Here is a 17,435-nt window from a genome sequence, read left to right as displayed (position 1 = left end):
CCAGCCAACTACATTCTAAGAAGTAGTAATGGGCCAGGATTTCGGGCTACTGTATATTGCCACTGCTGACGAGTTCTTAGAGGATGCAAGGGAAGCAGCACAAAGTGCAAAAGGGGTTATGGATGTTCCAATTGGTCTGGTTGCACACCGAGAAGTAAGTGATCCAGTTTTTGACGAGGTAATCATTGATGACGACCCACATGATGACTTCGCAGACAAGCCTCGAAACCTTCTCAAGTCACCTTTTGACCAGACAATATATTTAGATACTGATACATATATCATTGGGGATGTGTCGGAACTTTTTGATTTACTCGACAATTTCAACATTGCTGCAGCAGTTGATCCATATGAATGGGAACTCCGATACGACCGTGAACGGGAATTTAATGGGATCCCAGACAGCTTGCCAATATACCAGACAGGAGTACTAGCTTTCGATGATTCTGCCAATACGAGAGCTTTCCTGCAAAAATGGTATCAAATACATCAAGAACAAGGCTTTCGAAGAGATCAGGCCTCTTTCCGCAGGGCCATTTGGGAGGAGAAGAAGCTACAGCTAACAGCACTTTCCCCAATATATAATTGCCCCGTGTCCTGGCCGATTCAAGTCATCGGCGAGGTGAAGGTACTTCATGACGGATCTCCAGGAGATATAAACAATCCAGAACATGCAGAGGTAGTTGGAAAAAGAATAAACCATTCAAATCGCGTTCGAGTGTTGATAGACCGGGGGTTTGAAATCCACACTCCTCTTCATGGGATGATAGACCGTGGTTTGGACATCTTTTACCGTACTGGAAGAAAGATACTCAAAAGAGACTGAGCAATCTAATAAATGGCTGATAGAATGTCAACTCCAGAATTATCGGTAATCATTCCAACTCTCTCCAAATCAGATGATATCCCCGTCACAAACGCACTTGACGAACAAACCTTCTCAGATTATGAGGTTTTGCTACAGCGGGAGAATAATGCTTCAAAGGCACGGAATACAGGAATTCGCAAAGCAAATTCTGAAAAGCTAGTTTTCCTTGACGATGATTCTATCCCTCATCCGAACTATTTAGAAAGAGCATCTGCCTTACTTGACAAGTACCCTGCAGTAGGGGGCCATATCCAACATCCTCAAAACTCTCCTCTTGCAGAGGTTGGATATGACTTCCCTGAGGCCGAAGGCCCGATGAAAGAATGGATTGGGTGTAATATGGCTGTTCGACGAGAAGTGTTTGAAAAAGTAGGGGGTTTTGATGAGCGGTTTGTTCACGGACATGAAGAAACAGAACTAGCCCACAGGGTGAGAGAGCACTACGATATTTACTATGCCCCGGACCTAGTTGTGACTCACAGTTTAGCAGGCACTATTCGGGAATATTTGGAAAAGCGATATCGATACGGGAAGCTTGACCCATTACTCTGGGACGCACTCGGAATCAGTAACTTTGGTCGAGTGATGTGGGCACTTTCCCCTCTAGAACTCGGCAATAATTCTTTCCAAGGGACTGCCATTCAGGTAACAGCTTGGATTGTTCACCGCATTGGGCTCGTCTCCAGTCTCTTGTTGAGCCAAGAAAATACACCATCTGCAAATATACCAGATTTTGAATAATATGGGTAGTCATAACTCCAGTAGTTCCCGAACGTGGGGTGAATATATTTGGGTATAGAAAAATCACCAAAATACACTGTCGCAGTCATCCATCTAAATATGGCTGAGACAGTGGCTCAGTCATTGACTAGTATTCTTGAGCAAATCGACGACCGCTTCGAAGTCGTCGTAGTAGATGACGGGTCAACCGATGGAAGCGTCGAGATACTCCGATGGCTTGAAGAAGAGTATGAAAATCTCCGGGTAATTGCTGACGCGGGGAATTCGAACCACGGGGAAGCCCGCCAACACGCGATCGAAGCGGCAGAAGGGGACTATATTCTGTCATCTCTCGACGCCGACGATGAATTCACGCCGTGTATCTCGCAGTTCGTCTCGCTGTATCACGAGTTGGAAGACGCTAAAGAGAACGAGTTTCTACTTCTCGGATACGGGCTCTATATGGCTCCCCGATCACTCCTTCTCGAAATTCCGTATCGAAGTATGGGTTACGGGGAAGACCGCGATCTCTATCGTAGGCTCCTCGCTGAAAACGCGCTCCTGAGCCTCAGCCACCATCGAGTTCGGCGAGCACTTGGCTATCATCCCTCTCGATTGGATAAGGTCAAAATCGGCATTGAAACTATCACAAACCAGTTTCGGAGTGGGCTCCATCTCCGACCGTATCTCCGGTGGGCGTTCGAAGAAATGACCGGGCAGCGAAATCGGATTTCGTTAGTTCGAGGATTCCTCCACTTGGTCGTTGCTCCCTTCGCATACCTTCTTTCGCTTAGGAGGGAACGATACGAAGCACCCGAAAAGTTCCGGGATATCGGGGCGTATAAGGACGCTTTGATGGAGGTTCACATGACCTTATCGGAGATGGAGGACAAGTTCGACATCGAAGTCAATCGAGATGCAATCGGGCCACGGGGTTGTGCTGTCTTCGATACGGAGACGAAACGAAGCCTCATCGACTGAGTAAAAGCGCCCAGCAGGACGATCGGATTAGAGGACTTCTCTAGCGTCCCGGAAACTCACGTGGGCGACTTCTCTGAATCCGGAATCAACTACGGTCAATGTTCCGAGGTAGACGATTGCCCCACTGGCGATTACTGCAAGTAAGTGGAAAATTGAGGGGATTCCGAGCGTACCGGCGACCCCCTCAACGACGATGAACATCACGATACCACTCACCCCTTGAGGGATCAGTCCGCCGGGAAGCGGAATAGTACCGAACTCCCTCCAGAAAACCAACTGAGCGATGACGAGTGTTACGAAATGAGCGAGCACAATCGCTATGACGATTCCAATGAATTCGTATAGTGAGAGTAATACGGGGATAAGAACCGCCTGAACAACAAGGCCGACCGCTATACTTCGAGTTCCTAATTCGGGCATATCCAGACCATCGAGGAATGCGTATTCGACTCTCGTTAGCGTTCGAATTAGGTGGTAGAATGTCAACCCAACCAGCGCTGTGGCAGCAAGGGGGTCAGTCATATCGAAGAAGGTGGCCATGAGGGGCTCGGAGAGTGCGTAACTCCCGAAGGCGAACGCGACTGCGAGAATCGAGACGTGGTGGTGGACGTTCCGGAACTCTTGAAACAGCTCCCCGGTGGTTTCTCCACCCGATTGAGAGCTAGTTTTCGCCATCAGTGCGGGTGCGAGGCTTCCCCCAACGTAACTTCCGAGCATAAGGAGTCGGTTCGCAGACGTGTAGTATCCGATAGCGGCGTCCAACCCAACGAACCCGAGTACGAGAACCGGGAGACGCTGATAGATAGTCGAAATACCGGACGAGAGGACGCTCCACCGTCCGTACGCAATCAACGATCGCGCGGAAGAGAGTTGCGGGCGTGAAATTGAGACCACCGAAACGAGGTAGTGGCCGACGACCGTCACGAGTGTCGCGAGTGTGGTCGCCGCGAGGAGTCCGAAAATCTCGAATCCGAGTACGAGAACTCCGAGTTGTAGTATCGTTTGGAGGATTCCGTACGCGTTGTCGACAAGCGTGGCGTATCCTGTGTGACCGTATCCGCGGTATGCGTCAATCTGAATAGTGAGCGCAGCTCGAGTTACGAAGACCGTCGTTGCAGCGAAGATGACGTTCGGCCCGAATCGAATCGGGATTACGCCCGATATCATAATACCCGCGAGGATAACGACGATTGTCGCGACGTACAGGAACGCCATTGAGAGTCCGGTTCCGAATATCTTCGCGGGGTCGTGTGGCTCTTCACTCCCGCGTTTGAGAACGGCTTGTCCGAGTCCAGTGATCGGGAATAGTGCGACGTTCACGACGGCGAGAATCAGGTAGTACTGCCCGAGCCCTGTCGCACCGAGAACGTACGCCATCGCCACCAGACCAAGAAAACTGATCCCTGTATCCACTATGTTCCCAGCGAAGGAAATCGTGGCTTGCTTGCGGATGTTTATGTTCCCCGCCTGGCTCATCAGTTACTCATCCTTCCGTCACCGCCCCCATAAGTCCGCTGTGTCTGCTCGGGAAGACAACAAAGACTATACGACTCTGTAATTCCCTCTTAGATAAGATGAAGGCAGTCATTCCTGCCGCAGGACAGGGTACACGCTTATACCCACAGACCCATACGAAGCCGAAGGCGATGGTTCGTCTGGCGGGGTGTCCCATCCTCGGCCATATTCTCTCCAGCCTCGCAGAAACTCGAGTCGACGAGGTCGTCCTCGTTGTTGGTGGCCCGATGCAGGATCAGATTGTCGAGTACGCCGAAGAATCGTTCGGCGACGAGTTCACTTTCCAGTTCGTCGAACAGGAGAGTGCGGAGGGACTCGGTCATAGCATCTACCAGACTGAGGAAGTTGTTCGCGGCGAACCCGCACTCATCGCGCTCGGCGATATGCTGTTCGAGAACGGGTACGGGACGTTCCTCGACGCGCACGATTCGCTCGACGACCCGGACGCGAGTATCGGCGTGAAGACCGTCGACGAACCCCAGCACTACGGCGTCGCAGAACTCTCGGAAGGCAGTCGGGTCGAGCGTCTCGTCGAGAAGCCGGACAATCCTCAGTCGAACTACGCGATTAGTGGCGTGTACATCGTGGAGAACACGGATCTCCTGTTCGACACGCTCAATCACCTGGTCGAGAACGACATTCGCGGGGCTGGCGGCGAGTACCAGCTCACGGACGCGCTCCAGCGCATGATCGAGTCCGACGCCCGCATCGACGTTTTCGAGGTCGAGGACTGGTACGACTGCGGGCGGCCCGAAACGCTTCTCGAAGCGAACCGCGTCCTCCTGGCGAAGGGTGAGACGAACGCCGCAGACTCCCTCGATAACGCGGTCGTCGTTCCGCCAGTCGACTTCGGGGACAACGTCGTGGTGGAAGAGGGCATCGTCGGCCCGAACGTGAGCGTCGACGACAACGCTCGCATCACGGACAGCATCGTTCGGAACAGCATCGTCGGTGAGAACGCCACCCTGGAGAGTGTCAATCTCGAAGGCAGCATCGTCGGCGACGGCGCGACCGTCCGGAGCGAGGCGAACCAGCTGAACGTCGGGGACAACAGCACCATCGAACTGTGAGTTCGAAACCCCATGCAGTAGTCACGGGTGGTGCGGGATTCGTCGGTAGCCATCTCGTCGACTCACTCCTCGAAGACGGCTTCGAGGTAACCTCGCTCGATAACTTCGGAAGCGGTCGGCCGAAGAACCTCGCGCACATCGAGTCCGACGCGTTCGATTCGCTCGAACACGATGTCCGCGAACCGTTTCCCGACCTCGGCGACGTGGATTACGTCTTTCACTTCGCATCCCGTGCGAGCCCAAAAGACTTCGAATCCCACGCCGTCGAAATCGCGTTGACGAACAGTGAGGGAACGCACAACGCACTCCGGTATGCTCGCGACAACGACGCTCGCGCGATTCTCGCGTCGACAAGCGAGGTCTACGGCGACCCGGAAGTACATCCCCAGCACGAGGAGTACAACGGGAGTGTGAACATCCGTGGGCCGCGTGCGCCCTACGACGAGAGCAAGCGGTTCTCGGAAGCGCTCGCGGTCGCATTCCAACAGCAGTACGACATCGACATCCGGACGGTTCGCATCTTCAATACGTACGGGCCGCGGATGCGTCCCGACGACGGCCGCGTCATCCCGAACTTCCTCTCACAGGCGCTACGTGGGGAAGACCTGACAGTGTACGGTGACGGAACACAGACCCGGAGTTTCTGCTACGTGAGCGACCTCGTGACAGGGATTCGGGAATTCGCCGACGCTGACCCCAATACCGCTTCCGGAGAAGTCCTCAATCTCGGAAGCACCGAAGAAATAGAGATCCGAACGCTCGCTAAAACTATCCTCGACGTTCTGGACGCGGATTCCGAGATCGTTCATCAGGATCTCCCGGAAGACGATCCACAAGTTCGCCGACCGGACATCACTCGCGCAAAGCAACTACTTGGCTGGGAACCGACAGTCTCCCTCGAAGCAGGCCTCGAACGAACACTCCCTCAGTTTGAGGACGAACTTGACGTGTCCGTTGACACCCGCCAGTAGAGAAGAAGAGAAACGAATTAACACAGTCGTTTACTGTGTGAACGTATGACCTCTCTAGACCGAGTTCTCGTGACTGGTGGTGCGGGTTTCGTCGGCAGCCATGCTGTCGAATACTACGCCGAACGAGGCGCGGATGTCACTGCGCTCGACAACCTCAGTCGCGTTGAGACGCTCGAAACCGCGGATGAAAGTCGAAACACGGCGGCATACAACTGGGAGCATATTTCGGAGAACTATCCTGAGGTCACTCTCGTTGAAGCAGATATCCGTGACGAAAACCGGCTGGAAGACATCGTTGAGGGACACGATGCCATCGTTCATACTGCCGGTCAGGTGGCAGTAACCGCCTCTATTCAGGATCCTCGGACTGACTTTGAGGTCAACGCAGAGGGGACGTTCAACGTCCTCGAAGCTGCACGTACGGCCGAGAGCGACCCTGCAATTGTTATCGCATCGACGAACAAGGTGTACGGTGATAACGTGAACGAGATTCCCGTACGTGAAGAGGAAACCCGGTACTGGTACGACGACCCGGAGTACGTAGAAGGTGTTCCGGAATCGCTCTCCATCGACGACTGCGAACACACACCGTACGGTGTTTCGAAACTGGCAGCCGACCTCTACGTGCAGGACTACGCGGAGCGGAACGAGGTTGACGCCGCCGCGTTCCGGATGAGTTGCATCTACGGGACGCGCCAGTTCGGAAACGAGGATCAGGGATGGGTCGCGCACTTCGCTCTCAGCACGCTCCGGGACGAACCTCTCACGATATTCGGGGATGGGAAGCAGGTTCGGGACGTGCTCTACGTGAAGGATCTCATCCGCGCATACGACGCATTCCTCTCCAACCCCAGTGGGAAGCCAGCCGTCTACAACATCGGTGGCGGGAAGAACAACACAACTAGTCTCCTGGAGTTCTTGGACCTTCTCGAAGAGAAAACAGGGAAGCGAACGGACATCAGCTTTGACGAGTGGCGTGAAGGCGACCAGAAAGTGTACGTCTCCGATATCTCCCGCGCTCGGAACAAACTCGACTGGGAACCCGAGGTTGACTTCGAGGAAGGTATCGAGCGTTTCCTTAACTGGTACGAGACGAAGTAGGCCCGAACCCACGAGATACTTGGTAGTGGCCGAGCCATCCTCAGACAGAAATGCACCTCTCCGTTATTGGCTCGGGCTACGTCGGGACGACTATCGCTGCCTGCTTCGCGGATCTCGGTCACGATGTGGTAAACGTCGATATCGACGAAGAGGTTGTCACCACTCTCAACGGAGGCAACGCCCCTATTCACGAGGAGGGGCTTCCCGAGCTGGTTTCGAGGCACGCGGGGCCGGACGGCACCGGCCGGCTCCGTGCGACGACGGACTACGAGGCCGTTCTGGATACGGACGCGACGTTCCTCTGTTTGCCGACGCCGCAGAACGACGACGGGAGCATCGACCTCTCGATCATGGAAGCGGGCGCAGAGACACTCGGAGAGACGCTCACCGAGAAAGAAGAGTTCCACACGGTTATCGTCAAGAGCACGGTCGTTCCGCGGACAACCGTCGACACGCTCACGCCGATACTCGAAGATGCTTCCAGAAAGACCGTGGGCGAGGGGCTCGGCATTGGAATGAACCCCGAGTTCCTTCGAGAAGGAACGGCGGTCGCTGATTTCCTGAATCCGGACAAGGTCGTTCTGGGCGCGGACGACGAGCGCACGCGCGACGTGATGAGTGACGTGTTCGCTCCGCTCGTCGAACACGCCGACGATCCGCCCGTGGTCGAGACGGACACGAAGACGGCGGAGATGGTCAAGTACGCGAATAACGGCTTTCTCGCGGCGAAAGTCAGCCTCATCAACGACATCGGAAACATCTGTAAGGAATTCGGAATCGACGCATACGAGGTCGCGGACGCCATCGGACTGGACGATCGCATCGGCGCGAAGTTCCTCCGGAGCGGCCTCGGCTGGGGCGGAAGTTGCTTCCCGAAGGACACGAACGCCATCATCGCCGCCGCGGAATCAGAGGGGTACGAACCCCCGATGCTGAACGCCGCCGTGGAAGTCAATGACCGCCAGCCCGAGCGCTTCCTCAACCTCCTTGACGAGCATCTCGACGTTGCGGGTCAGCGCGTCGCTGTCCTCGGGCTTGCGTTCAAACCCGGCACTGACGACGTTCGGAACTCCCGCGCGATACCCGTCATCAATGGCCTTCAGTCCCGAAACGCCGATATCGTCGCGTACGACCCCGTCGCGGTCGAGAACATGCGCGAGTACTTCCCGAACCTCGAATACGCGGCCACTGCCGGCGACGCCATTCAGGATGCGGACGCCGCGCTCGTCGTCACGGACTGGGATGAGTTCCAAGCGCTCGACGACGAGTTCGACGCGATGGCGCGCCAACTCGTCATCGACGGCCGCCACTGCATCACGCCCCGCGACGGCATGACCTACGAAGGGCTGACCTGGTAGGAAGCCCGCTCTTTCACAAACCTTATCCTCGTCTTCCTCAACCCTCAATGCAATGAGCGACGACGACGACCAGTCCGGCGAGGCCCTCCAGCGCGCTGGGGACTGGCTCAAACAGTATTATCAGTATCCTGCGCTCGCACTGGTGCTTGCGTTCATGTTCTGGGTGCGGGCGAAGTCGTGGGATGCGTTCACGCGGAGTGGTGAGGTGTACTTCTCGGGGAACGACGCGTGGTATCATTTCCGGGAGGTTCAGTACACGGTGAGTAATTGGCCGTCGACGATGCCGTTCGACCCGTGGACGAACTTCCCGTTCGGGACGTCCGTGGGGCAGTTCGGGACGTTGTTCGACCAGCTCATCGCGACGGCGGCCTTGGTACTCGGTCTCGGTAGTCCGAGCGAGAACACGGTCGCGATGACGTTGTTGTTCGCGCCGCCGGTGTTCGGGACGCTCATCGCCATCCCCACCTACTTCATCGGGAAGCGCCTCTCGGGCCGGCTCGGTGGCGTCATTTCGGCGGTTGTGCTCGGCCTCCTGCCCGGCCTCTTCCTCTCACGCTCTCTCGTCGGGTCGGCTGACCACAACGTCGCGGAGCCGTTGTTCATGTCGCTGGCGGTGCTCGCGATGATGGTCGCGCTGTCCGTCGCGGAGCGCGAACGCCCCGTCTGGGAGCAAGTCGCCGAGCGTGAGTTCGCCGCGCTCCGCAAACCGCTCGGGTGGAGTGTTCTGGCAGGTGTCGCGACCGCGTTCTACCTGTTCGTGTGGCCGCCGGGCGTCCTCCTCGTCGGTATCTTCGGCGCGTTCTTCGTCGTGCAGCTCTCCTCCGATTACTACAACGACACGAGCCCGGATCACGTCGCGTTCGTCGGCGCGGTGAGCATGACGACGACGGGCTTGCTCTCCCTGCTCTCCTTCGGGCAGACGGGCTTCAGCGCGTCCCAGCCGTCCCTCCTCCAGCCCTTGTTCGCGTTCGCGGTCGCGTTCGGCGCGGTGTTCATGGCGTGGCTCGCCCGGAAGTGGGACGCCGAGAACCTCGACGCGTCGCTGTACCCGGTGTCGGTCGGCGGCGTCATCCTCGTCGGCAGCGGACTCGTCGCGGTCGCGCTCCCGAGCCTGTTCTCGATGGTGCAGTCGAACCTCCTGCGGTTCGTCGGGTTCAGCGCCGGCGCGGCCCAGCGCACCATCAGCGAGGCCCAGCCGTTCCTCTCGCAGGCGTCCCGGTACGGCATCAGTGACTTCGCGGTCGTCTTCCTCGACTACGGCCTGACGTTCTTCATCGCGGTGCTCGCGGGCGCGTGGCTGCTGTGGCGGCCGACGTTCCGCGACCGGAACTTGAACCGGGTCGGGTTCGTCGTCGGGTCGGCGGTCGTCGTACTCGGCATCCTCGCGTTCCCGGGCGCGATGCAGGGACTCGGCGACCTCGTCAGCGTGAACTCCCAGCTCATCGGCGTCGCCGTGGTCGGCCTCGTCATCGCCGTCTCCGCCATCATGGACGACCGGCCCGCAGAACACCTCCTCATCGTCGTCTGGGGCGTGTTCCTCACGTCCGCGGCGTTCACGCAGGTGCGGTTCAACTACTACCTCGCCGTTCCCGTCGCCGTCCTGAGCGGGTTCGCGGCGGTCGAAATCCTCCGGCTGGTCGGCGCGAACGCGAGCGTCACCCAGAAACTCGAAGACGTGGACGCGAGCCAGGTGTTCGCCGTCGCGCTCGTCCTGCTCCTCCTCGTCGTCCCGCTCGCGGTGCCGTTCACGTTCCAGAGCACGACGTACGGGAACGTCTCCTCCAGCACCGCGGTCTCCACGGGCGACACCACGCCGAGTTCGTCCATGCTCGCGTGGGACGACCTCCTCGACTGGATGAACAACAACACGCCCGCCGAGGGCAACTTCGGTGACGCCGAGAACGCCGACCAGCTCGACTACTACGGCACGTACGCGAAGACGGACGACTACGAGTATCCGGATGGCGCGTACGGCGTGATGAGCTGGTGGGACTACGGCCACTGGATAACCGTTGAGGGCGAACGCATCCCGAACGCGAACCCGTTCCAGGAGGGCGCTGGCACGGCCGCGAACTACCTCCTGAGTCAGACGGAATCCGAGGCGAACGGCATCCTCGACGACCTCGGGAGCGACGGCGAGGAGACCCGGTACGTCGCGGTGGACTGGCAGATGGCGTCCCTGAGCGCGAAGTTCAGCGCGCCCACGGTGTTCGCCACCAACACCACCGCCTACGACTTCTACAGTCCCTTCTACGTCCTGAACAGCGAGGGCGCGGTTCAGCAGCAGACCCAGATTCGGAGTCAGGCGTACTACGAGAGCCTGATGGTGCGGCTCTACCGCTACCACGGCAGCCGCGTCGAAGCGACCGGCACCACGGTCATCGACTGGGATCGTAACATCCCGCTGTCCGACGGCGGCTACCTCCGCGTGTACGAACCCGACGGCGCGAACGACTCCGTGACGCGGTCGTTCGACACGCGCGCCGAAGCCGAGGCGTTCGTCGCGAACGACTCGACGAGCCAGGGCCAGCCCACCAGCCAGATCGGCGGACTCGGCGGCACGCCCGTCGAGGACGTGGAGGCCTTAGAGCACTACCGGCTCGTCGGCACGAGCGAGGATTCGGTGAGCTATCAGCAGATACTCCGCGGGTCGCAGTTCACGAACGTCCCGAGCGCGGTGAAGCTGTTCGAGAAGGTGCCGGGCGCGACCGTCCAGGGCACCGGCCCGGCGAACACGACCGTGACCGCGTCCGTGACGCTGAACGCGACGACCTACCAGGGCAACCAGCTCATCGGGAACCAGACGACGTACACCCAGCAGGTCACGACGGACGAGAACGGCGAGTTCACGATGACGCTCCCCTACTCGACGACGGGCTACGACGAGTGGGGGCCGGAGAACGGCCACACGAACGTCAGCGTTCGCGCGGCCGGCCCGTACACGTTCAGCACGCCCGCGAGCGTGAACGACTCCGCGTACACGGTGACGTACAACGCGACCGCGGACGTCTCCGAGGGCGCGGTCATCGGTGAGACCGACGAGACCGTCGAGGTCGAACTGACGAAGGAAGTCCTCGACGTGCCCGGCGGCGCGGAGAACGACACGAGCGAGAACGACAGCACGAACACGTCCAGCCTCGTCTCGCCCGGCACGCTCGACGCGTTCGAGACCGGTGACGCATCGACTACGACCCCGGTCGCGTCCGTCGATACCACCACCGGGTTCGTCGCGCGCCCCGCATAGATGTCCGCGCGCGACTGGGTCGCCGTCTACCTGAAGGGCGTCGGGATGGGGGCCGCTGACGCGGTGCCCGGCGTCTCCGGCGGCACAATCGCGCTCATCACCGGCATCTACGACCGCCTCATCGGGGCGCTCGCCGGCCTCGACCCCCGGGAGGCGTGGGCGCTCCTGCCGTTTTTGGCGCGCGTCCACCAGGACGACGCGCGCGCGGAACTCCGCGCCGGCCTCGCCGTCCTCGACGTCCCCTTCCTCGTCGTGCTCGGACTCGGCGTCGTGTCCGCCGCGGTGACGGTCGCGAACCTCGTCGAGGCGGCGCGCGCCTCCGCCCCTGCGTTGACGTACGCGTTCTTCTTCGGCCTCATCGCGGCGTCCGTGGTCGTCCTGTGGAGCGAACTCGACATCAGCACGCCGAACCGGAAGTTCGTCGCCCTGCTCGGGTTCGCGCTCGCGTTCGCCGTGAGCGGCCAGGCCTCCGCGACCCTCCCGACGGGACTCGCCACGATGTTCGTCGCCGGCGCTATCGCCATCTGCGCGATGGTACTCCCCGGCGTCTCCGGCAGCCTCCTCCTCCTCACGCTCGGCCAGTACCACGTCATCACGGGCGCGGTCGGGGCCGCGACGGACGCCGTCCTGAACGCGAACCTCGGGAACGCCACCGACCCGGTGACGACGCTCGCGGCGTTCTCGGTCGGCGCGGCGGTCGGCATCGTGTCGTTCGCGCGCGTCGTCGCGTGGGCGCTCGACGCCTACCGCGCCGCCACCCTCACCTTCCTCGTGATGCTGATGGCGGGCGCATTACGCGCGCCGGGCGAAGTCGTGCTCGACGAAACGGCCGCGTGGACGCCCGAAACCGCGCTCGCGCTGCTTGCTGTCGGCGGTGTCGGCGCGCTCGCCGTCGTCGCGCTCGAACGCGCCACCGGCGACATCACGTACTGAGCACGTCGGCGTCCGCCGGCCCGCCCGCGTCGAACTCCCGCACGAGCGAATCCAGTTCCTCCGCGTCGTCCGCGCACGGCAGGCGCTCCTCGGCCGTCCGACAGTCCGCCTCGACGCCCAATCGGTCGGTGACGTGGTCGGCGGTCGCTTCCGCCATCAACCGATACGTCGTCAGCTTCCCGCCGACGACGCTCGTCAACCCGGGCACGCCGTCGCGTTCCGCGTGGTCGAGCACGAAGAACCCGCGGCTGATGCCGCGGCCCTCGGCGACGCCGCTCGGTTCGTAGAGCGGCCGCACCCCCCAGTACGCGTGGTCTAACGCGGCGTCCGCGACCCCGGGCAGGAGGTTCGCACACTCCGCGCGCATCCGCTCGACTTCCGCCTGATTCTCCAGGTCGCCGTCGGGGTCGTCCACCTCGACGCTCGTCGTCCCCAACACGACCGTGTCCTCGTGCGGAACGACGATGTCGCCGTCCGCGGGCGGCCGACACCGGTTCAGGACGGTGTCGAGGTCGTCGTACTCGACGGTCACCATCGCGCCCTTCGTCGGCGTCATCTCCAGGTCGATGTCCGCGGTTCGCGCGAGACCGCCCGCCCACGCGCCCGCGGCGTTCACCACGTGGTCGGCCCGGATTTCCTCGTCCGGCGTGTACGCGCCGACAACGCCCTCCCCGGTGGTGAGCAAGCCCTCTATCGGCGTGTGCGTCAGAACCGTCGCGCCGTGCTCGCGCGCGCTCGCGGCCGTCGCGGCGACGAGACGCGACGGGTAGATGACCGCGTCCGGCACGTCCATCGCGCGCTCAACAGTGTCGGGGAGGCCCGGGACGAGGTCGCGGGCGTCCTCGCCGTCGTAGACGGTCGCGGGAATCGAGAGGTCGCGACACGCCGCGAGCTTCTCGTCGAAAAAGTCGGGGTCATCCCCCGCCAGCTGGACGAACAACCCCCGGGTGTCCCGTACGGCCTCGCCCGCGATGTCCTTCAGCACGCGGTTCTCCCGGATGCATTCGCGTGCGCCATCGGGGTCGTGCTCGGCGTACCGCGCGCCCGAGTGCAGGAGGCCGTGCGACCGCCCGCTCGTCCCCGCGTTCAACCCCCTGCGTTCCGCGAGCACCACGTCCACGCCGCGCATCGCGAGGTCGCGAGCCACCCCCACGCCGGTCGCGCCGCCGCCCACGACCAGTACTTCGGTGTCCATACCGACTGCTGGAACTGCCAGCACCTTAGAGGCCGCCGTCACGCGACCCGGCGAGGTCTGCGTAGATGCCGCGCACGGTCTCGCGGTGGTAGGTCGAGACCGCGAACAGCACGACGAAGTAGACGAGCGCGCCGAGCGCCACGACGCCGACAACCGGGAGCCAGCCGCCGGGGCCGACGCTGGATTTCGCCGCGAGCACGACACCGCCCATCACCGCGCCGGCTCCGAGTTGCGCGAGGAACGGCCGCGTCACGACGACGTCCACGTCGGTGAGGCGGCGGACGAGAAGCGTGTTCGCGGCGTACGCGAACGACTGCGTCACCACGGTTGCGGCGACGATTCCGAGCGGGCCGTACGCGTACCAGAGCGCGAGCCCGAGCGCGACGTTGATAGCGAGTTCGGCGGCTGACACCCATAAACCGAGGTCGGGGCGGTCGAGCCCGCCGAGCACGGCCCCGCGGGGCGCGGTCTGCGTTTCGAGCAATCGGTACGCCGCGAGACCGACGAGGAACGCGCCAGCGCCCGCGTACGCGCCGCCGAACGCCGTCACGACGATGGGTTCCGCGAGCACGAGACTCCCGACGAAGATGGGGACGGCGAGCACGCTCCCCGTCGAGAGCGCGTTCCGGAAGTCCGGCGTCCAGTCGCCGCCCGACCGGCCCGCGAGCGCCGACACCCGCCCCATCAACCCCGCCGTGATCGCGCCGGAGACGAACGTCGCCGGCATCGACACCTTCAGCGCGACCTGGTAGTCGCCCGCCGCGCTCGACGCCGCCAGCCACCCGAGGAGCAGGACGTCCATCTGGGAGAGACCGGTGCCGACGAACCCGCGCGGAATCGACCACTTCGAGAACGCCGCGACCGACCGCAGCGACTCCCGAGAGGGAAGACGCGCCCGGACGCCGAGCCACCGGTACACGACGGGAAGGACGACCAGCGCACCCGTCACGGCACCCCCAATCATTCCCCAGAGGCCGAACCCGAGGAGAACGAACACGACTTGCGCAATCGTCGTCACGGCGGTCTCGACGACGACCGCCCAGTCCGCGAGCGCGAAATTCGCACGCCCCGAGAGCAGGGTCGTGGACGACCGGTACGCCGCGAGCGGCACGAACAGCACGGGAACCGCGAGCGGCAACACCGGGTTCGCCGTCACCGCGTCCACCACGACGTACCCCATCGGCACGCCGACAAGGGCGAGCACGGCGACCGCGACCGCGAGCGACCCCACCGCCTCGTCCACCGCAAACTCCGGTTCCGTCAGCCGCTTCTTGCACGCCGTCGCCCATCCAGTCACGGGGTTCACGAAGAACGCGGCGGCGGAGAGCGCGACGTAGAACAGGCCGTAGTCGCTCGGTCCGAGGGCGCGCGCCAGCACCACCGACCCGACGAACCCCACGACCGCCGTCGCGGCCTTCCCCGCGAACCCGAACCCGGCCTGCACGCCGAACGCGGCGTCCGCGATGTCGCCCTCGTCGCTCATTCGAACACGGGTTCGAACGCGACCCTGATAGGCGTACTCGTCCGGAACGCACGCGCTCCCGTCCTGCGGACTGCCCGTCTTCGCCGCCTCTATTCTTCCCGTATCTCGGTCGCGTCGAACACGCCCGCCATCTCGGTTTCCGTGGCGGTGACGTGGAGTTCGTCGCCTTCCTCGTACTCGTCGTCCGCGACGACGGTGACGGCTTCGATGGAGTCGCGGCGGAGGAACGCGACGACGCGGTCGAGCCAGGATGGAGCGCCGCCCTTGCGAACGACGAGGACGTAGCGGTCCTCGCTGATGCGTTCGAGGTACGGCGTGAGGTCGTGGTCGTCGCGCTCCTCGGGGCCGACGACGTGCATGACTTCCGCGCTGAACGTCTCCATACGCGACCCTGGCGGGGACGATACAAGTCTGCTTCCTCTTCCTCCGCGCTTATGTGGGTTCGGCGTGCGTCTCGGCGTATGTACGTCGGGGCGATAGACCAGGGAACGACGGGCACTCGGTTTCTGGTGTTCGACCGGGACGCGTCCGTGGTCGCGGGCGCGTACGAGACCCACGAGCAGCACTATCCGGAGCCGGCCTGGGTGGAGCACGACCCGGGCGAGCTCTGGGCGAACACGCAGTCGGTGGTGGAGTCGGCGCTCGCGGACGCCGGTATCGCGCCCGCCGACCTCGCGGCTATCGGCGTGACGAACCAGCGCGAGACGACGGTGCTCTGGGACGCGGAGACCGGCGACCCGGTTCACGACGCCATCGTCTGGCAGGACCGCCGAACCACCGAACGCATCGAGGGGCTGAGCGACGACCTCAGCGCGTACGTGCAGGAGACGACGGGCCTGGAGCCGGACGCGTACTTCTCCGCGTCGAAACTGGAGTGGCTGTTGGAGAACGCAGACCCCATCGAACCGACGCGCTCGGCCACCCGGAGCGTCCGCGAGCGCGCCGAGTCGGGTGAGGTGCTGTTCGGCACAATCGATTCGTGGCTTATCTACAAGCTCACCGGTGAGCACGTCACCGATGTCACGAACGCGAGTCGGACGATGCTGTACGACATCCACGACTGCGCGTGGGACGACCGGTTGCTCGCGGAGTTCGACGTGCCGCGCGCCTGCCTCCCCGATGTCCGGCCGTCCTCCGACGACGAGTACTATGGGTACACCGACCCCGGCGGCTTCCTCGGTGCACAGGTTCCCGTGGCGGGCGCGCTCGGCGACCAGCAGGCCGCCCTCTTCGGGCAGGCGTGCTTCGACCCCGGCGACGCGAAGAACACCTACGGCACCGGCTCCTTTTTCCTCCTCAACACCGGCGAGACGCCCGTCGAGTCCACGCACGGCCTCCTCACCACAATCGGCTTCCAGCGGCGCGGCGAACCCGTGCAGTACGCGCTCGAAGGCTCCATCTTCGCGACCGGCGCGGCCATCGAGTGGCTGAACGACGTGTCACTCGTCGAGGACGCAGGCGAGACCGAGTCGCTCGCGCGCGCCGTGGACGGCACGGACGGCGTCTACGTCGTCCCCGCCTTCACCGGGTTGGGCGCGCCGCACTGGGACCCGCGCGCCCGCGGCACCATCGTCGGCCTCACCCGCGGCACCCGCCGCGAACACGTCGTGCGCGCCACGCTCGAAGCCATCGCCTACCAGACCCGTGACGTGGCGGAGGCGATGCTCGCGGACAGCGACGTGTCCCTCTCCACCCTCCGCGTGGACGGCGGCGCGGTGAAGAACGACTTCCTCTGCCAGCTCATCGCGGACGTGCTCGACACCGACATCGACCGGCCCGTCGTGGACGAGACGACGGCGCTCGGCGCGGCGTACGCCGCCGGCCTGGCCGCCGACTACTGGCGCGACCTCGACGCCCTCCGCGAGAACCGCCGCACCGACCGCGCGTTCACCCCGCGGGACGGCGACTGGGACGCCAAGTACGACCGCTGGCAGGACGCCGTCGAACGGTCGCGCGACTGGGCGACCGAGAGTCCTTAAGGACATACGGGAACGCT

The 17,435-nt window shown here is 62.2% G+C and carries 14 protein-coding genes; 10 read left to right on the top strand and 4 right to left on the bottom strand.

The window, feature by feature from the left end; translation table 11 throughout:
• Positions 1–28 precede the first annotated feature (28 nt).
• Genes LI334_RS08065 through LI334_RS08055 form a run of 3 tightly spaced genes read left to right on the top strand, consistent with a single transcriptional unit; the run spans position 29 to position 2,569 of the window.
• A complete protein-coding gene (locus tag LI334_RS08065) occupies positions 29–826 on the top strand; it encodes a glycosyltransferase family protein (RefSeq protein ID WP_227259971.1) in 798 nt (265 codons plus the stop codon).
• 12 nt (positions 827–838) lie between these two features.
• Positions 839–1,609 (top strand): glycosyltransferase family 2 protein, encoded by a 771-nt coding sequence (locus LI334_RS08060; protein WP_227259969.1) that lies wholly within the window; start codon positions 839–841, stop codon positions 1,607–1,609.
• A 48-nt stretch (positions 1,610–1,657) separates the two neighbouring features.
• Entirely contained in the window at positions 1,658–2,569 is a 912-nt protein-coding gene (locus LI334_RS08055) for a glycosyltransferase family 2 protein (RefSeq protein WP_227259966.1), read from the top strand.
• Positions 2,570–2,596: 27 nt separating this feature from the next.
• Here the strand turns inward: LI334_RS08055 and LI334_RS08050 are convergent, their stop codons facing one another.
• Entirely contained in the window at positions 2,597–4,045 is a 1,449-nt protein-coding gene (locus tag LI334_RS08050; protein ID WP_227259964.1) for an oligosaccharide flippase family protein, read from the bottom strand.
• A gap of 98 nt (positions 4,046–4,143) precedes the next feature.
• On the opposite strand from LI334_RS08050, the gene LI334_RS08045 reads away from it, so the two are divergent.
• The 6 genes from LI334_RS08045 to LI334_RS08020 are packed head-to-tail and all read left to right on the top strand — an operon-like array spanning position 4,144 to position 12,761.
• Positions 4,144–5,154 carry a sugar phosphate nucleotidyltransferase gene (locus LI334_RS08045; RefSeq protein ID WP_227259962.1) on the top strand — a complete coding sequence of 337 codons (1,011 nt, stop codon included), beginning with the start codon at positions 4,144–4,146 and terminating at the stop codon, positions 5,152–5,154.
• Positions 5,151–6,125 carry an NAD-dependent epimerase/dehydratase family protein gene (locus tag LI334_RS08040; RefSeq protein ID WP_227259960.1) on the top strand — a complete coding sequence of 325 codons (975 nt, stop codon included), beginning with the start codon at positions 5,151–5,153 and terminating at the stop codon, positions 6,123–6,125. Before LI334_RS08045 ends, LI334_RS08040 begins: the two co-directional genes overlap by 4 nt.
• A 45-nt stretch (positions 6,126–6,170) precedes the next feature.
• Positions 6,171–7,226, top strand: coding sequence for an NAD-dependent epimerase/dehydratase family protein (locus LI334_RS08035; protein WP_227259958.1), 1,056 nt, complete (start codon positions 6,171–6,173; stop codon positions 7,224–7,226).
• 50 nt (positions 7,227–7,276) lie between these two features.
• Entirely contained in the window at positions 7,277–8,584 is a 1,308-nt protein-coding gene (gene aglM / locus LI334_RS08030) for a UDP-glucose 6-dehydrogenase AglM (protein WP_227259956.1), read from the top strand.
• A 52-nt stretch (positions 8,585–8,636) separates the two neighbouring features.
• Positions 8,637–11,828 (top strand): oligosaccharyl transferase, archaeosortase A system-associated, encoded by a 3,192-nt coding sequence (locus LI334_RS08025; RefSeq protein ID WP_227259954.1) that lies wholly within the window; start codon positions 8,637–8,639, stop codon positions 11,826–11,828.
• Positions 11,829–12,761, top strand: coding sequence for a DUF368 domain-containing protein (locus LI334_RS08020; protein ID WP_227259952.1), 933 nt, complete (start codon positions 11,829–11,831; stop codon positions 12,759–12,761). It abuts the gene before it with no gap.
• Here the strand turns inward: LI334_RS08020 and LI334_RS08015 are convergent.
• The 3 genes from LI334_RS08015 to LI334_RS08005 form a co-directional block, all read right to left on the bottom strand.
• Positions 12,751–13,956 (bottom strand): FAD-dependent oxidoreductase, encoded by a 1,206-nt coding sequence (locus LI334_RS08015; protein ID WP_227259950.1) that lies wholly within the window; start codon positions 13,954–13,956, stop codon positions 12,751–12,753. The two genes, LI334_RS08020 and LI334_RS08015, sit on opposite strands and share 11 nt — an antisense overlap.
• A gap of 25 nt (positions 13,957–13,981) precedes the next feature.
• A complete protein-coding gene (locus LI334_RS08010; RefSeq protein ID WP_227259948.1) occupies positions 13,982–15,439 on the bottom strand; it encodes an oligosaccharide flippase family protein in 1,458 nt (485 codons plus the stop codon).
• An 89-nt stretch (positions 15,440–15,528) separates the two neighbouring features.
• Positions 15,529–15,822: a DUF7526 family protein gene (locus tag LI334_RS08005; RefSeq protein WP_227259944.1), complete on the bottom strand. Its 294-nt coding sequence runs from the start codon at positions 15,820–15,822 to the stop codon at positions 15,529–15,531.
• A gap of 78 nt (positions 15,823–15,900) precedes the next feature.
• Between LI334_RS08005 and glpK the strand changes: the two genes are divergently transcribed.
• Positions 15,901–17,418: a glycerol kinase GlpK gene (glpK, locus tag LI334_RS08000; RefSeq protein WP_227259941.1), complete on the top strand. Its 1,518-nt coding sequence runs from the start codon at positions 15,901–15,903 to the stop codon at positions 17,416–17,418.
• Positions 17,419–17,435: the final 17 nt, after the last annotated feature.

The sequence above is a fragment of the Salarchaeum japonicum genome (genome assembly GCF_020614395.1).
Taxonomy (GTDB): Archaea; Halobacteriota; Halobacteria; order Halobacteriales; family Halobacteriaceae; genus Salarchaeum; species Salarchaeum japonicum.
Note: the sequence above shows the minus strand (reverse complement) of the source record. Positions and strands in the feature narration are given on the sequence as shown.